Below are 20,092 nucleotides of genomic sequence, written 5' to 3'. Positions count from 1 at the left end.
ATTCCGCCGGTCCCTTCACAAGAGGGACCGGCGGAATCATTTGTGCCCGTCGGGATGTGCGATGCGGTGGCTGAAGGTGCCGTGGAATCCCCACGGGATGTGATGGTCGAGCCAGGCGGTGGCCAGTGGACCGCATTCGAGGTCGCGGGCATCGAGAATCAGGAGCTGGGAACGGTTTTCGATGAGTTCGTGATTGAGTACCAGGAGCCAGCCGTCATCCTCGGCGGCATCTCGGGTGCGCGGTACGAATAGCGGTTCGCCGACCGAGCTCGAGCCCAATTCGCAGCTGGTGAGCTTGCCCGTGTGGTGGTCGACCTTCACGACGGCGTTGAACAGTCCGGCCGGTCCGCCCGCTCCGGCGAAGTAGCTGTAGCGGTGTTCCCGGCTGCCGCGACGCCAGTCGTACTGCGGGAATTCGCCGGATCGATCGGCGAGTTCGCGCTCGATGACGGTGCCGCCCTTGGTGATTCGGTACTGCATCAGCCGCGAGTGCGGGAACTGCGGCTCGCCGAGGTCCGCGCGATTCACCATGCCGGTCATGCGGCGGACCTCGTCCCAGCCGGTGTCGAGACGGATGAGTTCGACCACCACGTCATCGCCGTCGTCGTAGGCGTTGGTCAGGTGCAGATGCAGCAGCGCTTCGTGCTCGATGATGCGCGGGCGGCCGCCGTGCTTGGGAACCAGCAGGAATCGGGTTCCCTTGGCGCGCTTGAATTCCAGCGAATCCACGAACGAGGACGTGGCCAGCGCCAGCTTGGCGATATTGGGCAGGATCGGATCCAGCACGAACACCATATAGCGCTCGGTGAGCGCGAAATCGTGATTCCACGGCACATCGAGCATCGGTACCGACGCGACATTGTGCAGCCGCCCGGTGCGATCGATCCGATAGGTGCGGATGCGCGGTGTGGGCAGCACATCCAATCCGAAGTTGTACATATCGCCGGTGGTCGGATCCCATTTCGGATGCGCGGAGAACGCACCGAGGAAGCCGAGGCGGCCGCCGAAGTCGGTGGGGCCCAGCGTATCCAGGCTATCGGGGTCGATGCGGTGTGGATTGCCCATCTCCCACAGCGCGAGTAGGCCACCGTCGTAGTTCACGATATTGGTGTTGGCCACGTTCTCCGGCAGTCGGCCGATATTGGCGAGCGGCCCGCCCGGAATCTGGTCTCCCACACCGCGATACCGAATCCGGTTCGAGCGCTGACCGTGCTGGAAGTGCCGGGTGCGCACGTACCGGTTGCGAAATCGCACCCCGGACCCATCCAATACGAACTGCGAGATCATCCCGTCGCCGTCGAACACGTTGTGTAGCAGCGACTTCCCGACCTGAAACCTGCCCGGCCCGATCCGGTAGAGCGTGCCCCGCAGATCCTCCGGCAGCGCCCCGTCGATCTGTTCGATCCGATAGTCGAGCTCATCGAGCAGCGGTGCGGTGACCTGGTGGTAGGCGGACGCGTGAGTACTGGTCATCGCGGATTCTCCCTTGAATCGCTAATCTGATGACACCTGTCATCTGATGACGTATGTCCGCAAATGTAGAAGCACGCCTGAAGTGTTGTCAATGACGAATCCGGTGTCGCCGATCGATGCTGCCCGGGACTGATTTCCCGCCTCTCGGCGGCAGGTCCGGAATACGCCAGCTTGCCTAGAGCTTGCCAAACTGCGACGACGCGCTTCCCCCTGCTCTGGGCATTCGGATTCGCTGGAGTCAGCGAGCGGGTCCGGGGACGCTGGCGGGAGGGTTCGCGGTTGTGATGGGCGGCTCCGGGGCCGCGGTGATGTCGGCCGTCCCGGTTTGCAGGTAGCGCACGACAGCGTTGTTCAAGACCGGATTGTCGCGGCCGAATTGGCCGTGGTCGCCGCCGCCGACCCAAATGATCGTGCCGTTCACCGCAGTCGCCAGCGCCGTCGCACCCGACGTGGCGGGATCGTGTTCGCTCTGTAACAGCAAGGGGCGCAACGCAAGTCGACTTCCATCGACCCGAACACGCTGTGCGATCGAGGGCCAGCCGGCACAGAGGATCCCGCTACCGGTGACGGCCGCCTGCTGGCGGAACAGATCGTTATCGGTCAACAGGGTGGCCGCGGCGCCGGTCAGCGCCGCGAGGTTCGGGCCGCCGTCCTCATTGCATCGACTGGCGTCGCGCATCCAGCCGGAGGTGGGGTCGGCGACCAGCGGGGACTGCGACAGATACTTCAGAAACTCGTTCTGCCGCGGGTCATCTCGATACTTTCGCATCCCCTGCGCGAGATAGGGCCACAGGTTGCGCGAGTACGCGGCGAAGGTTGTCGCCTCGAAACTCGGTGCGTACCAACCACCGCCTTGCGCGTCGATCTGGCGATTCCACTCCGCGAGCACGGCCTGGCGGGTCGAGCCGAGGCTGTAGATCGCATCGTTGGCGGCGACCCAATCGAAGATCTGGTCGAGTCGTTGCGAGACACCGAGCGGAACCTGAGCCGTCTGCTCGGACCAGCTCGCCTGCGGATCGACATTGGAGTCGAGCACCAGTTTGTCGGTGTGCTCGGGGACCAGAGTTCCGTACAGCGCACCCAGATACGTCCCCCACGACACCCCGAGAAAACTGATCCGATCCTCACCCAGGGCCTGACGCACCTGCTCCATATCACGTGCGACCGATTCGGTGGTGATGGTCGCGGGATATCCGGGTTGCGCGGCCTCGCAAGTCAATCGGACCGTAACCGGCAACCCGTCGAGTACGGGCGATGAGCAGTTCAACGGTGTCGACCACCGTAATCCGCGCGGCTGTACGGCAATCAGATCGAAATCACGCAGTTCTGGCACCCGCTTGCTCAGTGTTGACCAGAACCCCAGTGCATCCGCACCGGGACCACCTGGGTTACCGAACAGCACACCCTGCCGGTGCACCGGATCCCGTGCGGGGATACGACTGACCATCACCTCGATCCGGGCGCCATCGGGTTCCGAATAGTTCATCGGAACCGGGAGTGTTGCGCACGAACCACCGTCTACTGAGGCATCGGCAGGGCAGGCCGCCCAGTCCAGGCCCGCGGGCGGTGCGGCGGTGAGGCTCGCCCCGGTGGTCTGAAACCCGAAAGCCGCGACGACGAAAGTTGTCAGCGCCAGAGCTCGCCACCTGAAATCCAGTTTCATGCGCATATTCCCCTCCACTGGGTGCCAGGCGAATCGTAGTGCATGCCTGGTGAGCCCGGTTCCAGCCCTGGCATTTGAAATTTGTCCGAGTCCGACAGGAGGTTGTCATTTTCAGCCAGAATTGAAACGGGTTCTTATCTTACGGTTAATTGTTTGCCGCCTATGTGCCCCGGGTGGGGACCGAATACAATGTGTGTGACTGTCGTCACATGTGACAGAATCATCGGGTATGCAATGCCGTGGTAGCCTCTGTGCTAGTAGCTGAAAAGGGAGTTTCGGCTACATCAATAGATGGGTCGGGGGACCTCTGCTCCTGCCTTCCTTCTGTTGGAACATGCCTGTATCAGGGTCATTGGAGGGGATATGGATATCATCGAGGCTTTGCTGCACGAATTACGTAAAATCGTCGGGCAGTGGCTGATACCTGCATGAATGTCGATATGACCGGACATTCCGTGAAATAACATCCCCGCAGCAGCTGATCGAACGCGTCTGTCGCTCGATTTGTGCTGCATGGTGGATCATTCTCAGCCTACGTGTCGGTAGACCGTCGGCTTGACCTTGTGCACCGCGAATGACGGTGTAATTCATATCTGATGGTGTCGCTTCGCCGTCCGGTCTGACGGTGGTGGGGAGACCATCAATTCGATGGCGCTGTTTGTGTTCGGCGCACACTATGGAGAAGCGATGAGTGTAAATCCTTTCGATGACGAATCCGGTGAGTTCTATGTCCTCGTGAATGCCGAGGAACAGTTCTCGCTCTGGCCGATATTCGCCGAGATTCCGGCCGGTTGGACGGTCGCCTTCGGGGCCGATAGTCGCCAGGCGTGTACGGAATTCGTCGAGCGTACCTGGACGGATATGCGCCCGCGCAGTTTGCGCGAGGCCATGGCAGCAGACGCCGCTCAAGCGGGGTAAGAGCACACAGGAGATTTTTCGTGCAAGACCAGCATGTGTCCGCGTCATACCCGTTGACTCCGCAGCAGATGTCGGTTTGGTTCGCGCAGCAACTGGATCCCGAAAAGAATCTCAACGTCTCCGGATACCTGGACGTGCGTGGTATCGCTGATCCGGAGAAGTTTGTCGAGGCCGCACGGCGCGTCATCGTGGACGCACCTACCGTCACGGTCTGCATTACCGAGGGTGCCGATGGCCTACGGCAGAATTTCCGGAATATCGATTCGTGGACGCCACAACTGGTCGATCTCTCCGGGCATTCGAACCCCGAGCAGAGTGCGCTGGAATTCTTTGCCGAACTCGACAATGAATCGTTCGATCTGGAACACGATATTCTCTTTCGCTGCTATGTGATATCTCTGTCCGCGCAGCGATTGCTGTTCGGGTTTGTCTCGCATCATGTGATCGGTGACGCGGCCAGCTGGGTGATCCTGGGGCGGCGAATTGTCGAGCGATATACGGAATTGCTGGGAGGACCGACAGCCGGCGAATCAGGATTCCTCGGCATCGGTGAATATGTGGACACCGTCGCGGAGTATTACGAATCCGCGAGGTTCGAGCGCGATGCTGCGTTCTGGCAGGATTACGTGGGTGAATTCGCGGAAACCTATCGGATTTCCCGGGAGACCGCTGGTGGTCACGATGTGCTGCTGAGCGAAGGCATCGATGTCGCGGCCGAGGATGTCGCACTGATCGCCAAGACCGCAGAGGGTCTGGGACTGCCGCTGCCGGCGGTGTTGACCGCAGTGGTTACGCTGGCCCTTCGATACTTCGGCCAATCGGATGAATTCTATGTTCAATTCCCGGTGGCCAACCGGGTAGGACGGGCTCGATCGACGCCGGCACTGCTCGCCAATGTTCTCCCGCTGCATATTCGCATGAGGCCCGAAATGGATTTCCGGGAATTCTGTGCGGCCGTCGCGTCGGAGATTTCGAGCATTCTGCGCAGGTCCAAGCTGGATATCTCCCATATTCGGCGTTATGCGAACATCGCCGCAGGCGACTCCTTCGGTCCGACCGTCAACATCATCCCCTTTCTCAACGCGTCGATTCCGTTCGAATACGGGAGCGTGGAGTTCCGGCATCTGCCGATGGCGCCGGACTCCGATCTGAGTGTTCTGTTCGCCTATGACTCCGGGAGATACACCGACGGCCGGATCGAGATCGAGGCCGACGGCAGGCAATTCGGTCGTTCCGACCTGCGACGCTATGCCCACACGATCGTCCGGGTGCTGCGACAGGTGGTGGCCGATCCAGGTCTGCGGGTCTGCCGGGTGGATCACGAAAGCCCGGCCGAGCGGGCCCTCGTGCTGCGGACATGGAACGATACCGGTACAGCTGGATCGGCTGAGGAAACGCTGATCTCGCTGTTCGAGGCTCGTGCCGCCGAGACGCCGTCGACTATCGCTGTGGTGTTCGAGGGCTCGGAATTTACCTATTCGCAGGTCAATTCGGCGGCGAACCGGTTGGCTCGCCGACTGATCCACGCAGGGGTCGCCGTCGACGATGTCGTCGCGGTTGCCGCGCAGCGGTGCCCGGAACTGATTGTGGCGCTGCTGGCCATCCTCAAAGCGGGTGCAGCATACCTGCCGATCGATCCTGAGCATCCGGCCGAACGTTCGGCCTTCATCCTCACCGACGCCGATCCCGCCCTGTTGATCACCACCGAGGCGAATCGCGCCGCGCTGCCCGAATCCGCCGTCGAAACCTTGATCATCGGGCCGGATGACACGGCTTCGGATGATGTCGACCGAACCGATGTCACCGATGGTGAGCGGGCAGGTGTGCTGCATTCGTCGAACGTGGCATACGTGATCTATACCTCCGGTTCCACCGGTCGCCCGAAAGGCGTTGCGGTCGAGCATGGCTCGATAGTCAATCGGCTGTGTTGGATGGGCCGGGAATACGGTCTGACCACCGCCGATGTGGTGCTCCAGAAGACGCCGATCACCTTCGATGTATCGGTCTGGGAACTGTTCCTGCCCTTGCTGACCGGGGCCAAGCAAGTACTCGCAGTTCCCGGCGGACATCGTGATCCGACTTATCTTGCCCGGCTGATCGACGCCGAGCAGGTCACCACCGTGCACTTCGTACCCTCGATGCTCGCCGAATTCCTCGAGCTCCCGCTCGGTGAGATGTCTTCGCTACAAAGGATTTTCACCTCCGGCGAGGCACTGCCCGCAGATACCGCCCAACGTGCGCGCGCGGCGACTCGCGCTGCCGTGCACAATCTGTATGGGCCCACCGAAGCAGCTGTCGACGTCACCTATCACCAGGTGTCCGACGCGGACACCGTCTCTGTCCCGATCGGCCGCCCGGTGACGGCCACTCGCGCGTATGTGCTGGATCAATGGCTTCGCCCCGTCGGGCCGGGCCTCATCGGTGAGTTGTATTTGGCCGGTGTGCAACTGGCGCGCGGATATCGAGGCCGAGCACCACTGACGGCCGCGCGATTCGTCGCCGACCCATTCGGTTCCGGCGCACGTCTGTACCGAACCGGCGATCTGGTGCGCTGGAATCGGTCGGGCCGACTGGAGTACATCGGGCGTTCCGATTTTCAGCTGAAGGTGCGCGGGTTCCGGATCGAACCCGGCGAGATCGAGGCCGTGCTTACCGAACAACCCGGAGTCGCCCAGGCTGTCGTTGTCGCGCGTTCGCGGGCCGGGCTGGACTCACGGCTGGTTGGGTACGTCGTCGCGACCGGGGATGTGGACGCGGCGGAACTGCGGCGCCGTGTGGCGCGGCAATTGCCGGACCATATGGTGCCCACGGCGATCGTGCTGTTGGACCGGCTCCCGTTGACGTCGAACGGAAAGCTGGACCGGGCATTGCTGCCGGATCCCGAGGCGGTCTCGAGCACCGTGTACCGCGATCCCTCGACCCCCGCCGAACGCATGCTGGCGCACATATACGGCGAGGTGCTGGGGGTCGACCGGGTCGGCGCCGATGATTCCTTCTTCGACCTCGGCGGCCATTCGTTGTCGGCGATGCGGGTGCTTGCGCGAGTACGCGCGGAATTGGCCGTCGAACTGCCGGTGCGGGCGATGTTCGACGCGCCGACGGTGGCGCGGCTCGCCACCCGCCTCTCAGACGCCACACCGGCGCGCCCGGCGCTGACCCGGCGGGACCGGCCGCACACGGTGCCGCTGTCGTTCGCGCAGCAGCGGTTGTGGTTCCTGCATCGGCTGGAGGGACCGTCGGCGACCTACAACATGCCCTATGCGGTCCGGCTGTGCGGAGCGGTCGATGTGCCGGCGCTGCATGCGGCGCTGCACGATGTGGTGGTGCGCCATGAGGCGCTGCGAACCATTTTCGCCGAGGTTGCGAATGCCGGGTCGCAACGGGTGCTGGCTCCCGGGGCGGTCCACGTACCGGTGGATATCGTCGAGGCGCTCACACCGGAATCGGTTGCCGACGCCGTCGACGTGCTGACGCGATACACCTTCGACCTGGCGGCCGAAATCCCTTTCCGCGCTTCGATAATCGAGTGCGACGGCACGGTGGTCCTGGCGGTCGTGGTTCACCACATCGCGTGCGATGGCGCCTCGATCACACCGCTGGTGACCGATGTGCTGACCGCGTACGCCGCCCGGCAATGCGGTGTGGATCCGCAGTGGCCGCCCCTGCCGGTGCAGTACGCCGATTACACGCTGTGGCAGCGAGACCTGCTGGGCGAGCTGGATGATCCGCAGTCGGTTATCTCAGCGCAGGCTGAGTACTGGCGACACGAACTGGCGGGACTGCCGGACGCTATCGAGCTCCCGATGGATCGAACACGCCCCGCGGTGTCCTCGTATCGCGGTGAAACGCTAGGCTTTTCGATCCCCGCGCCGCTGCGGGAGGGGCTGGAGGCGGCGGCTCGGGATCGTTCGGTCACCGTATCGATGATTGCCCAGACCGCGCTGGCGGTGCTGCTCTCGAAACTGGGGGCGGGCAACGATATCGCCATCGGCTCGCCGATTGCCGGCCGAACCGATGCGGAGCTGGCAGATCTGGTCGGGTTCTTCGTCAACACCTGGGTGTTGCGGGTGGACACCTCGGGCGATCCGGCATTCGAAGACCTCTTGGCGCAGGTTCGCGATCGGGCTCTGTCCGCGTACGAGCATCAGGACATTCCGTTCGAACAGCTTGTGGGACTGCTGAATCCGGTGCGGTCCACCGCGCACCACCCACTGTTCCAAGTGTCGCTGACCGTCCAGAACAACCAGGTGGTGAGCGCGTCTCGGATTGCGGATCTGCTGCCCGGTGTATCACTGCAACCGTTTGAGATCCCCACGTGCACTGCGCGTTTCGACCTTGCCGTGATGATCGACACCACCAGTCACGCCGAGCAGGGTTACCGCGGCAGTATCGAATACGCGACCGATCTGTTCGACCGCGCCACGATCGAAGCCTTCGCTGAGCGTTACTTGCGGGTGCTGCGCCGAGCGGTTTCCGATATCGGCACCCCGATGACGCGATTCGATGTACTCGGGGACGCCGAGCGATCACTTGTTCTCGGTGTCTGGAACGACACGACCGGCCCGGTCGACGACAGCGCGACGCTGGTATCCCTGCTGGAGCGCCGAATTGCGACCGATCCGGACGCGACTGCCGTGGTGCACGAGGGCTCGTCGTTAACCTATGCCGAACTGGGCTCTGCCGCGGATGAATTGGCTCGTCTGCTGATGCGCCGGGGTGTTTCGGTCGATGATGTGGTCGCTGTCTCGGTCCCGCGGTCACCGCATCTGGTGGTGTGTTTGCTGGCGGTGCTGAAGGCCGGTGCGGCGTACCTGCCGATCGATCCGGGTTATCCGGGCGAACGCATCGCGTACATTCTCCGAGACGCGGCACCGGCATTGACGATCACAACGGGAACCGTCACGGCACTCCCGGCCACCGCCCCGACGCTGCTGCTCACCGAGCTCGAAAATGCCTATCCGGCAGCGCATCCCACACCTCCGATGGAGAGCGCGCGCACCGGCGCATTGCGTCCGGCGAATCTGGCGTACGTCATCTATACCTCCGGCTCCACGGGAGCGCCCAAAGGCGTCGCCGTCACCCATCGCAGCGTGGTGAATCTCGTCCGGGCCGTCATCGAGACCCTGTGGGACGGAAAGCCTTCGGCACCCGTGCTGGTCAGCTCCTCGGTGTCATTCGATGCGTCGGTATTCGAACTCTTTCCCGCGCTGTGCGCCGGAGCCGGTGTGGAGATTGTGCGCGATATCGTGTCGCTGTCCGAATCCCGCCGCACCGGGTACGGCATGATCTGCACGGTTCCCTCGGCCTTCGGCCAGGTGCTGGCCGCATGCGCCGGCCGATTCGAGGGCATCCCGGAGGCGGTTGTCTACGCCGGGGAGGCATTGTCGCGGGCGGTCGTCGATTCGACCGCCGCCGCCCTGCCCGGTGCGCCGGTCGTCAATGCCTACGGTCCGACCGAAGGCACCGTATGGGCGACAGCTCATCGAGTTCCGGCCGGCACGGGCGCGGGTCCGGTGCCGATCGGCCGTCCGATCGCCAATGTTCGCGTGTACGTGCTGGATTCGGGGCTCGGCCCGGTGGCTCCCGGGGTAGCGGGCGAGTTGTACATAGCGGGTATCGGCTTGGCCCGAGGCTACCGTGGCCGACCGGCGTTGACGGCGGCGCGCTTCGTCGCCAGTCCGTTCGATACCGATGAGCGCATGTACCGCACCGGGGATGTGGTTCGTTGGAATCGGGCCGGGGAACTGGAGTACCTGGGCCGCTCCGATACGCAGCTGAAGGTGCGAGGCTTCCGGGTCGAGCCGGGTGAAATCGAAGCGGTACTGCTGGCGGATCCGGCAGTGGCGCAGGCCGCGGTCGTGGCCCGCCCCGCGGCATCGGGCAGCCGACTTGTCGGGTACGTGGTGCCCGCCGGTGACGGTGTGGATGTGACCGGGCTGCGGCTGGCCGTGGCCGAGCGGCTGCCCGCGCACCTGGTACCCTCCGCGCTGGTTGCGGTCGATCGCTTGCCGCTGACCGTGAACGGCAAGCTTGATCAGGCCGCACTACCGGATCCGGAGCCCTTCTCCGGCACGCATTTTCGGCCGGCGTCCACCGCGGCCGAGCACGCACTCACCGATGTATTCACCGAGGTGCTCGGTTGCGCCCGCGTCGGTGTCGACGACTCGTTCTTCGAACTGGGCGGCGACAGCATCATCGCCATCCAGTTGGTGTCGCGAGCGCGTGCCCGCGGGGTGAATTTCACGGTGCGGGACGTGTTCGAATATCGGACGGTCGCGCGGTTGGCCGCACACTCCGAATCGGGGCCGGCCAGTACGGTGCTGGCTGAATTATCCGGCGGCGGAATCGGTTCCATGCCGCTGCCGCCGATCGCCGCCTGGATGGTGTCCCGGCCAGGTGGCTGGGACCGATTCAGCCAGCATGTGGTGCTCGAGCTGCCGATCGGAATCGATCGCGAGTCCCTGACGACGGTCTTGGCGGCGGTGATCGACCACCACGACATGTTGCGCGCGCGGCTGGTAGTCGATTCGGGCCACCACCGATTGGTGGTGCGGGAACACGGCGCGGTCGATATAGCCGACTTGCTGTGGCGTGTGGAGGTCGGCGCGGACCTGCGGGCCACGACGGTGACCGCACTCGACGACGCGGTCGCGACACTCAGACCCGTAGATGGCGTGATGTTCCGGGCGGTATGGCTCGATTGCGGAGCCGAGGCGGCAGGTCGATTGCTGCTGGTAGCCCACCATCTGGTGGTCGACGCGGTCTCCTGGCGGATCATCGTGGCCGACCTGCTCGGGGTTTGGCCGGATATCGCGGCCGGAACGGCACCGCAATTGTCTCCGGTCGGCACCTCGATGCGGCGCTGGGCGCATGCGTTGGCCGCGGCCGATCCCGGGGACATCGAGTACTGGCGGGACCTGTCGCAGCAGCGGGATCCGTTACTCGGCAGCAGGCCCGTCGATCCGGCGATCGATGTGATGGCCCACATGGCAAGTGTGGCAGTCGAACTGGATGAGGCGGTGACCGCGCGGCTGGTGAGCGGGTTGCCCGCGCAATATCGAACCGGCGTCGAGGACGGCCTCATCGCGGCGCTCGCGCTGGCGGCATCGGGCTGGCGGGCCCGGCGCGGCACGCCGCACGCCGCGCTGCTGGTGAACCTGGAAGGGCACGGTCGAACGGAGGATCTGGTGCCGGGTGCGGACCTGGCGCGCACGGTCGGCTGGTTCACCACGCTGTACCCGGCACGCATCGAACTGTCGAGGACCGACACCGCAGCGGCACTGAGCGGTAACCCGGGCGCGGTCATCAAATCGGTGAAGGAGCAACTGCGCGCGATTCCCGCCCGTGGTGTCGGATACGGCCTGACGCGGTATGGGCGTTCGGAGCCCGACCGCGCGGCGGAAATCATGCCGCAGATCGCGTTCAACTATCTGGGCCAGATCGTGCTTCCAGACGCCGGTCCGTGGCTGCCGGACCCCGAACTGGGTGAGTTGGTCGCCACTCCCGACGCCGATCGTCCCGTGCCCGCGGCAATCGCGGTCGACTGCGTGGTGCGCGAAGGCCGTTTGGTAGCGCGCTGGCAGTACGCACACACCCTGCTCTCACACGACGACGTCCTCGAATTCGCCGAGCTCTGGACTCGAGCCCTGGAATCAATTGCGGTGCACCTGAATTCGCCGGATGCCGGTGGCGCGGTTCCCTCGGACTTTCCACTGGTGCGGGCTTCTCGCCGCGAAATCGACGACCTCGAACGCCGGTATGGGCGGCTGGCGGACGTATTGCCCTGCACTCCGCTGCAATCGGGTCTGTATTTCCACTCCGCCCTGGCCGGCGCGCAGACCGATGCCTACTCGATTCAAGCGGTGCTGAGGTTGGCGGGCCTCATCGACGAGCAGCGGTTGCGTGCGGCAGCGGCGGCACTGTTGGCGCGGCATTCGAATCTGCGGGCGGCGTTCGTCACCGATGCCGATGGCAGGGTGCGCCAGATCATTCCCGCTGCTGTCGAATTGCGTTGGCGTCGAATCGAATTGAACGCCGATACGGCCGAATCCGAGTTGGCCGGGGTGCTCGGGGCCGACCGCGATACCGCATTCGATCTGGCCCGGGCCCCCGCTCTCCGGTTCACCTTCGTGCGTCTGCGCGATGAGACCGCCACGCTGATCGTGACCGCGCATCACATCCTGCTCGACGGCTGGTCGGTGCCGCTGCTACTTCGCGATCTACTGGTGCTGTACCTCACCGAGTCCGATCCTGGGCCGCTGGGTGCGGTGGCGCCCTTCAGCGACTACGTGCGCTGGCTTGCCCAGAGTGACCCGGCGGAAGATCTGGACGCGTGGCGCGTGGCGCTGGCCGGTGTCGAGGAACCAACGCTGCTCTGCGCCAACGACTCTCGGGCTACGCCGCACGGGTTACCGCAGGACATCCGTCGGACACTGAATTCCGAGCAGACGCAACGAGTTACCGGCGGTGCTGCCGAACTCGGCGTCACCGTCAACACCTTGTTGCAGCTCGGCTGGGCGCTCGTGCTCGGGTCCGCCACCGGCCGTTCGGATGTGGTGTTCGGCACCACGGTCTCGGGTCGTCCCGCACAGGTGCCGGGCGTCGAGACCATGGTCGGATCGCTCATCAACACACTGCCGGTGCGAGTGCGCATGGTGCCGGGTGAGCGCGTGGACGAAGCACTCGCGCGGTTGCAGCGCGAGCAGATCGGATTGCTTGACCACCACTATCGCGCCGGCCTCGGACAGATTCAGGCTGTTGCCGGTGCGGCCACCCGTTTCGACACATTGCTGGTGCTGGAGTCCTATCCGATGGATGATGCGGCACTGCGCGGTCAGGCCGCGTCGGTAGGTGGATTATCGGTCACCGAGATGACGGTCAGCGACGGAACCCACTACCCGCTGGCGATCATCGCGCACCTGATCGACGGGCAGCTGCACCTGCGGGCGTCATACCAGCCCACCCTGTTCGACCGGACGATGATCGCGGGACTGCTACGCGGGCTGGCCGACACGGTGTGCGCCCTGGTCGCGGATCCGCTGGCGCTGGTGTCCCGGTTGCGCACACTCGACTCCACGGTGCAGACGTTGCTGCTTGAAACCCGTAATGCGACAGCGCATCCAATAGATCCCAAGGCGACCGTGGTGTCGTTGTTCGAGCTGCAGGCCGCCGCCACCCCCGAGGCGGTGGCAGTGCGCTCCGCTGGCCTCTCGCTGACCTACGCACAATTGAATTGCGCGGCAAATGATCTCGCGCGCACGCTGCTGAACGAAGGTGTTGCGCTCGACGATGTGGTCGCGGTGGCGATGCCGAGGTCATCGGAATCGATTATCTCGTACCTGGCTGTGTTGAAGGCCGGGGCGGCCTATCTCCCGGTGGATCCGGCGTATCCGGCCGATCGCATCGCCTATCTGCTCGACGATGCCGCACCGGCGGCGGTGCTGACAACGGCGGCGGTACGCGCGGGCTTGCCGAGTACGACGGCCGGCGTCGTGGTCCTGGACCGGATCGATCCGTCCCGTGCGGGGTCGGCCGACGTGGTGGCCGATGAGCGGACCGGTCTTGTGCGGCAGTCGAATTCGGCGTACGTAATCTATACGTCCGGCTCCACCGGATTCCCGAAGGGCGTTGCCGTCACCCATGGCAACGTCGTGCACCTGTCGAGTCAGCGGTGGCGCGTCGGCGGCGGCGAACGCATGCTCGCCGCCGCGTCCCCGGCTTTCGATGCTTTCGCGGTGGAACTGTGGCCGACGCTGACCGCCGGCGGCACGCTCGTGCTGGCTCCGCAACCGCCGGTGGATCCGCGACTGCTGGCCGAGCTGATCCGGGCGGAGCGGGTGGATCGTGCCTTCCTGACACCGGCGGTCCTGAGCGAGGTACTCGAGCAGATTCGAAGCGGCGCAGGCGAACTCGATGGCCTGAACGAAATAGCGACGGGGGCGGAGGCGATATCGCCCCGCACCGTGGCGCTGCTGGCCGAGATCGCCCCGCATGTCAGGCTGACGAACTGGTATGGCCCGACCGAGATCACCGTGTATGCGACCGCGTATCGGATGCCCTCGACCATCGGTGACAGGGGACCGGTGCCGATCGGCGGGCCGATTGCGAATGCGCGGGTGTTCGTGCTCGACGACTGGTTGCGCCCGGTGCCACCCGGGGTAGCCGGTGAGCTGTACGTCGCCGGTGCGGGCGTGGCGCGTGGCTATCGCGGCCGTCCGGTGTTGACCGCGGCGCGGTTCGTCGCCGATCCGTTCGGTTCCGGTGAACGGCTGTATCGCACGGGAGATTTGGTGCGCTGGAATGATTCCGGCGTGCTGGACTACATCGGCCGAGCCGATCTTCAGCTCAAGGTGCGCGGTATCCGGATAGAGCCCGCCGAGATCGAAACGATCGTGGCGGCGCATCCGGAGGTGTCGCAGACCGCCGTGGTCGCGCGCGAGGTGCCCGGCGCTATGTCGGGAGCCGTGCTCGTCGCCTATGTGGTGGCCGAAAAAGGCTGTGCCGCTCTTGATCTGAGCCGTTCGGTGCGCGACTACGTGGCGGCCCGGGTACCCGGTCATCTGGTTCCGTCGGCGGTCGTGGTGATGGACGGATTGCCCGTGACGCCCAACGGCAAGCTCGACCGCGCGGCGCTGCCCGAACCGGAGATGGCCTCCGGAGCGTCCTATCGCGCACCACGTGATGAGGCTGAGCGCGTGCTGGCCGGGATCTTCGGCGAGGTATTGGGCGTGGAGCGGGTCGGGGTCGATGATTCCTTCTTCGACCTGGGTGGTCACTCGCTGTCGGCGATGCGGGTACTGGCCCGGCTGCGGGCCGAACTGGCGGTCGAGCTCGAGGTTCGAGTGATATTCGAGGCGCCGACCGTTGCCGAACTCGCCCTCCGGCTCGGTGGGGGCAACTCTGCGCGGCTGCCGTTGACTCCGCGGGAGCGCCCCGATGTGGTGCCGTTGTCATACGCCCAGCAGCGGTTGTGGTTTCTGCATCGACTGCAGGGGCCGTCGGCGACCTACAACATGCCGTTTGCGGTACGGCTCATCGGTGCTGTCGATACCGCTGCGCTCGTCGCGGCGCTGACCGATGTGCTGCTGCGGCACGAAGCGCTGCGCACAGTGTTCACAGAGGTCGATGGCGTTGGTGCGCAACGAATCCTGGACGAGTCGACGGTCTCGGTTCCGGTCGAGATCCGCACCGCCGGCCCCGCCGACATCGCCGCGGCCCTGGCCGACGCCGCGGCGCATGCCTTCGACCTGACCGCGGAAATACCGATCCGCGCCACGGTGATCGACTGTGGCGCAGCCGAATACGTATTGGTCATCGTGCTGCACCACATCGCGGGTGATGGCGCATCGCTGGCCCCTCTGCTGAGCGATGTGCTGGCAGCCTATGCGGCACGGCAGCGGGGGAGCGGCCCGCAATGGGATCGGCTGCCGGTGCAGTACGCGGACTACACGCTGTGGCAGCGGGAGCTCCTCGGCACCCATGATGATCCGGAATCGCTGCTCTCCAAGCAGGTTTCGTATTGGAAGCGTGAACTGGCCGGCTTGCCGGAAGTGATCGAACTGCCGGTGGACCGCCCACGCCCGGTCGTTTCGTCCCACCGTGGTGACACGGTTGAGTTCGTGATCGGGGCACCGGTGCGCGCGGGGCTCGAACACCTCGCCCGCGCGAACGGGGCCACCGTATCGATGGTGACCCAGGCAGCGCTCGGCGTCCTGCTGTCACGGCTGGGAGCCGGGCCCGATATCGCGATCGGCACGCCGATCGCCGGGCGCACCGATGAGGCGTTGACCGGGTTGGTCGGATTCTTCGCCAACACCTGGGTGCTGCGCCTGGACATGTCGGGTGATCCGGAGTTCGGTGATCTGTTGGCGCGGGTGAAAGACAAGGCGCTGGCCGCTTTCACTCATCAGGACCTGCCGTTCGAACAACTTGTGACGGCACTGAACCCGGTGCGCTCGGCTGGACATCACCCGCTGTTCCAGGTCGCGCTCACTTTCGGGGACAGCCCCGTCCCGGACTCGTTGTCACTGATGGGTGTCAGCGCGGTTCCGCTCCGGATATCGACCGGTACTGCACGATTCGACCTGTCGATTTCCATCGATGCCGCCACCCCGGTGTCGGAGGGATATGTCTGCCGGATCGAATACGCGACCGACATTTTCGCCCGGGAAACCATCGAGACCATAGCCGGTCGATATGAGCGGATCCTGCGGCAACTGATCGCGGACGCCGGTATTCGGCTGTCGCAGTTCGAGATGCTGGATCCGGGTGAGCGAACGGTGCTGATCGAAGATCGCAACGACACCGCCGCGCCGATCGATCTGGCGGCGACCGTGGTCTCGATGTTCGAGGACCGCGTCGGTACCAGCCCGGACGCGATCGCGATCCGCTATGCGGGAACCTCGTGGAGCTATACCGAGGTGAACGTGGCCGCGAATCGGCTTGCCCGCACCCTCATCCGGCGCGGTATCGGCGTGGACGATGTGGTCGCACTGGCCATGTCGAGATCACCCGAGCTGGTGGTGGCCATGCTCGCGGTACTCAAGGCGGGCGCCGCCTATCTACCGCTCGATCCGGGATCTCCGAGTGAGCGCATTGCCACGATTCTCGCCGAAGCCGCTCCCGCGGTGGTGGTCACGACTCCCGAGGCCGTGGTGACCGGTCCGGAGGTCCTGGAGATCACCGCATCGAGGTTGCGAAGGCGAAGTGGGGCAACCGATCCTGGCGACGTCATCGATGCAGATCGACGCGGTTCGCTGCGTCCGGGAAACCTCGCCTACGTCATCTACACCTCCGGGTCGACCGGACGGCCGAAAGGGGTGGGAGTCTCGCATGGAAATGTGGTGCATCTGGTGCATCAGCACTGGCGCGTCGGCGCAGGCGAGCGAATGCTGGCCGCCGCGTCTCCGGCATTCGATGCGTTCGCCGTCGAGTTGTGGCCGACGCTGACCGCCGGTGGCACAGTCGTGCTCGCACAGGGATCGCCGCTCGATCCCGCTCGATTGCTGGATCTGCTACGGACCGAACAGATTCAGCGTGCGTTCCTCACCCCGGCTGTCCTCGCCGAGGTAGCTGAACAGGTTCGCGCTCAGCGCGGAGCGGATCTGAATGGACTGGTCGAGATCGCCACCGGTGCGGAGGCGATTTCGCCGCGGACCGTGGCGTTGCTGGCCGAGATCGCTCCGCGGATCAGGTTGACGAATTGGTATGGCCCAACCGAGATCACGGTGTACGCGACCGCGCACCGGGTGCCCCTGAGCATTGACGACAGTGGGCCCGTGCCGATCGGGGCCCCAATCGCGAACACCCGCGTGTACGTGCTCGACCAGTGGTTGCATCCGGTGCCACAGGGGGTTTCGGGTGAGCTGTACATCGCGGGGTCCGGTGTGGCGCGGGGGTATCGCGGCCATGCGGTGCTGACGGCGACGCGGTTCGTTGCCGATCCATTCGGCTCCGGGCAGCGGTTGTATCGGACCGGTGATGTGGTGCGCTGGAACGCTTCCGGCGCCCTGGAGTACATCGGCCGCGCGGACTTCCAGGTGAAGGTACGCGGTGTCCGCATCGAGCCGGCGGAGATCGAAGCCACCCTGCGCAGACATCCGGATGTCGGGCGGGCGGTGGTGATAGTCCGAGAGATCGCCGGAATGACGGGCAAGCACATCGTCGCGTACGTGATCGCTGATTCCGCCGCCACAGATCCGCTCGATCCGCTGCGGTTGCGCCGATTCGTGGCGGACCGGTTGCCCGAGTACATGATTCCGGTAGCGGTGGTGCCGCTCGAACAGTTGCCGTTGACGGTGAGCGGAAAATTGGACCGGGGCGCTTTACCCGAACCCGAGATCAGCTCCAGCGCCGCCTACCGGGCACCTGGCAGCGCTGCCGAGCGGGTCTTGGCCGAGATTTTCGCCGAGCTGCTCGGCCTCGACCACATCGGTGTCGATGATTCCTTCTTCGAATTGGGCGGCCATTCGCTCTCGGCGATGCGGCTATCGGCGCGAGTGCGCACCGCATTGGGTGTGGAAATGCCGGTGCGCATGGTGTTCGATACCCCCACTGTCGCCGGCCTGGCCGCGCGGATGGGAGAGGGCGGGGCGCTGCGTCCGGCACTGACACGCCGGGAGCGTCCGGCGGTATTGTCGTTGTCGTTCGCGCAGCAGCGGTTGTGGTTCCTGCATCGGCTGGAGGGGCCCTCGGCGACCTACAACATGCCGTTCGCGGTGCGGCTGAGCGGAGCTGTCGATGCCGAGGCGCTCGTTGCGGCATTGACCGATGTGGTGCTGCGGCACGAAGCATTGCGCACGCTATTCGCCGAGGTCGACGGTGTCGGCACCCAGCGGATTCTGGATACCGCGGCGGTACCGGTGCGGTTCGTCGATCTGACCGGCGTGACCGAGCCGGCGAACCGATCGGCCGACGTCGTCGCCACGGCGGCCGCGCATCGATTCGATCTGACCGTCGAGATACCGATCAGGGCGACGATCATCGCCTGTGGCCCGGGCGAATTCGTCCTCGCGCTGGTGCTGCATCACATCGCCGGTGATGGCGCGTCGATGGCTCCATTGGTGACCGATGTGCTCACCGCGTACACCGCACGGCACCGGGGTCTCGCACCGCAATGGCAGGCGTTGCCGGTCCAGTACGCCGACTACACGCTGTGGCAGCGCGAACTGATGGGTGATCTCGACGACCCGGAATCGCTGATCTCGGAACAGATTTCGTACTGGAGACGGGAGCTGGCCGGACTTCCGGAGGTGATCGAATTGCCCACGGACCGCCCGCGCCCCGCGATCGCGTCCAACCGTGGTGGCACCGTCGGTTTCACCGTGCCGTTGGAGCTACGCACCCGGATCGAGGACTTGGCCCGCTGCCACGGCACTACGGTATCGATGGTCACCCAGGCGGCCCTGGCCGCGTTGCTGTCTCGCCTGGGCGCGGGGACCGATATCGCGATCGGTGCGCCGATCGCGGGTCGTACCGACGAAGCGCTGGCCGATCTGGTCGGGTACTTCGCCAATACCTGGGTGCTGCGGGTCGATACATCGGGAGATCCGGCATTCGCGGATCTGCTGGTCCGGGTCCGGGACAAGGCGCTGGCTGCCTATGCCCACCAGGAGGTGCCGTTCGACCATCTGGTGACGGCGCTGAATCCGCTGCGCTCCACCGGATTCCATCCGTTGTTCCAGGTATCGCTGGCGTTCCAGGGCACGGTCGGTCGCGGCAGCGATCCGCTTGCCGCAACGCCGCCCGAGGTGACCGTCCAGCCGGTCGACATCGTCACGGGCACAGCGCGTTTCGACCTGTCGATGCTCATCGACAGCACATCGGAGGGCTACCGGGGCACGATCGAATACGCCACCGACCTGTTCGACCGCGACACCGTGCAGGCCCTGGCCGGAAGGTATCTGGCGGTGCTCGAGCAGGTGAGCACCGACTCTGCGGTACGTATCTCGCGGATCGAGATACTCGATGCGGCCGAGCGTGCGGCGCTGGGTGCTCCGGTGCCCTCCACCATGCTGCTCGCGACCAGTTTCCCGCCCGGTATTCTCGCCGAATTGTGCGCGGGCGCAACCGATTTGCATCAGACCGTGTACACCGTCGCACCGTCCGGACCGCACCCGGAATCGCTCGATCCGGCGGCAGTCGCCACGGCCCTGCTGATCCGTGGCTGCGATCATGCCGGTGCCGACCCTCATGCGGTCACCGCCCGGTATCTGACCGCCATTCGTGCCGCCGCGACCAGAAGTCCGGTGACTGTGGGATTGCTCCCCTGCCCGGACTCCGAATGTGGTTGGGCCGATTGGGAAGCCGGACTCGCCGTTGAATGCGCGGCTATTCCCGGTGTGACCGTCATCGGGGCCAAGGATTGGCTCGACTCCGGTGGAACCGGCGATATCTTCGCCGATCCGGCCGGACCCGATACACCCTTCACCGCGGCGTTCCAGGCCGCGATCGCGTTGACCCTGGCCGACACCGTGTGAGCCGCGTCCTGCGCCACCGAATCGGCCCCGCCCAAACCAGTACGTGATCGAAACAGTCGAG

The 20,092-nt window shown here is 65.0% G+C and carries 4 protein-coding genes; 2 read left to right on the top strand and 2 right to left on the bottom strand.

What is annotated here, in order from left to right:
* Positions 1-36 precede the first annotated feature (36 nt).
* Together ACFVUS_RS25965 and ACFVUS_RS25960 are read right to left on the bottom strand one after the other, a co-directional pair.
* A complete protein-coding gene (locus ACFVUS_RS25965) occupies positions 37-1,473 on the bottom strand; it encodes a carotenoid oxygenase family protein (RefSeq protein ID WP_387771564.1) in 1,437 nt (478 codons plus the stop codon).
* A 238-nt stretch (positions 1,474-1,711) separates the two neighbouring features.
* Entirely contained in the window at positions 1,712-3,142 is a 1,431-nt protein-coding gene (locus ACFVUS_RS25960; RefSeq protein ID WP_387771561.1) for an alpha/beta fold hydrolase, read from the bottom strand.
* Between the two features lie 681 nt (positions 3,143-3,823).
* Here ACFVUS_RS25960 and ACFVUS_RS25955 point away from each other — a divergent pair.
* Both ACFVUS_RS25955 and ACFVUS_RS25950 read left to right on the top strand, forming a co-directional pair.
* Complete coding sequence (locus ACFVUS_RS25955) at positions 3,824-4,054, top strand: MbtH family protein (RefSeq protein WP_387774690.1); 231 nt, start codon at positions 3,824-3,826, stop codon at positions 4,052-4,054.
* A 20-nt stretch (positions 4,055-4,074) separates the two neighbouring features.
* Positions 4,075-20,031 carry an amino acid adenylation domain-containing protein gene (locus tag ACFVUS_RS25950; RefSeq protein WP_387771558.1) on the top strand — a complete coding sequence of 5,319 codons (15,957 nt, stop codon included), beginning with the start codon at positions 4,075-4,077 and terminating at the stop codon, positions 20,029-20,031.
* Positions 20,032-20,092 lie beyond the last annotated feature (61 nt).

The sequence above is a fragment of the Nocardia sp. NPDC058058 genome (genome assembly GCF_042885355.1).
Lineage (GTDB): Bacteria > Actinomycetota > Actinomycetes > Mycobacteriales > Mycobacteriaceae > Nocardia.
Note: the sequence above shows the minus strand (reverse complement) of the source record. Positions and strands in the feature narration are given on the sequence as shown.

Bases quoted from the DNA above. Each gene is read 5' to 3' on its own strand.
- ACFVUS_RS25960 (WP_387771561.1), bottom strand. From the start codon at position 3,142: ATGCGCATGAAACTGGATTTCAGGTGGCGAGCTCTGGCGCTGACAACT.
- ACFVUS_RS25955 (WP_387774690.1), top strand. From the start codon at position 3,824: ATGAGTGTAAATCCTTTCGATGACGAATCCGGTGAGTTCTATGTCCTC.
- ACFVUS_RS25965 (WP_387771564.1), bottom strand. From the start codon at position 1,473: ATGACCAGTACTCACGCGTCCGCCTACCACCAGGTCACCGCACCGCTG.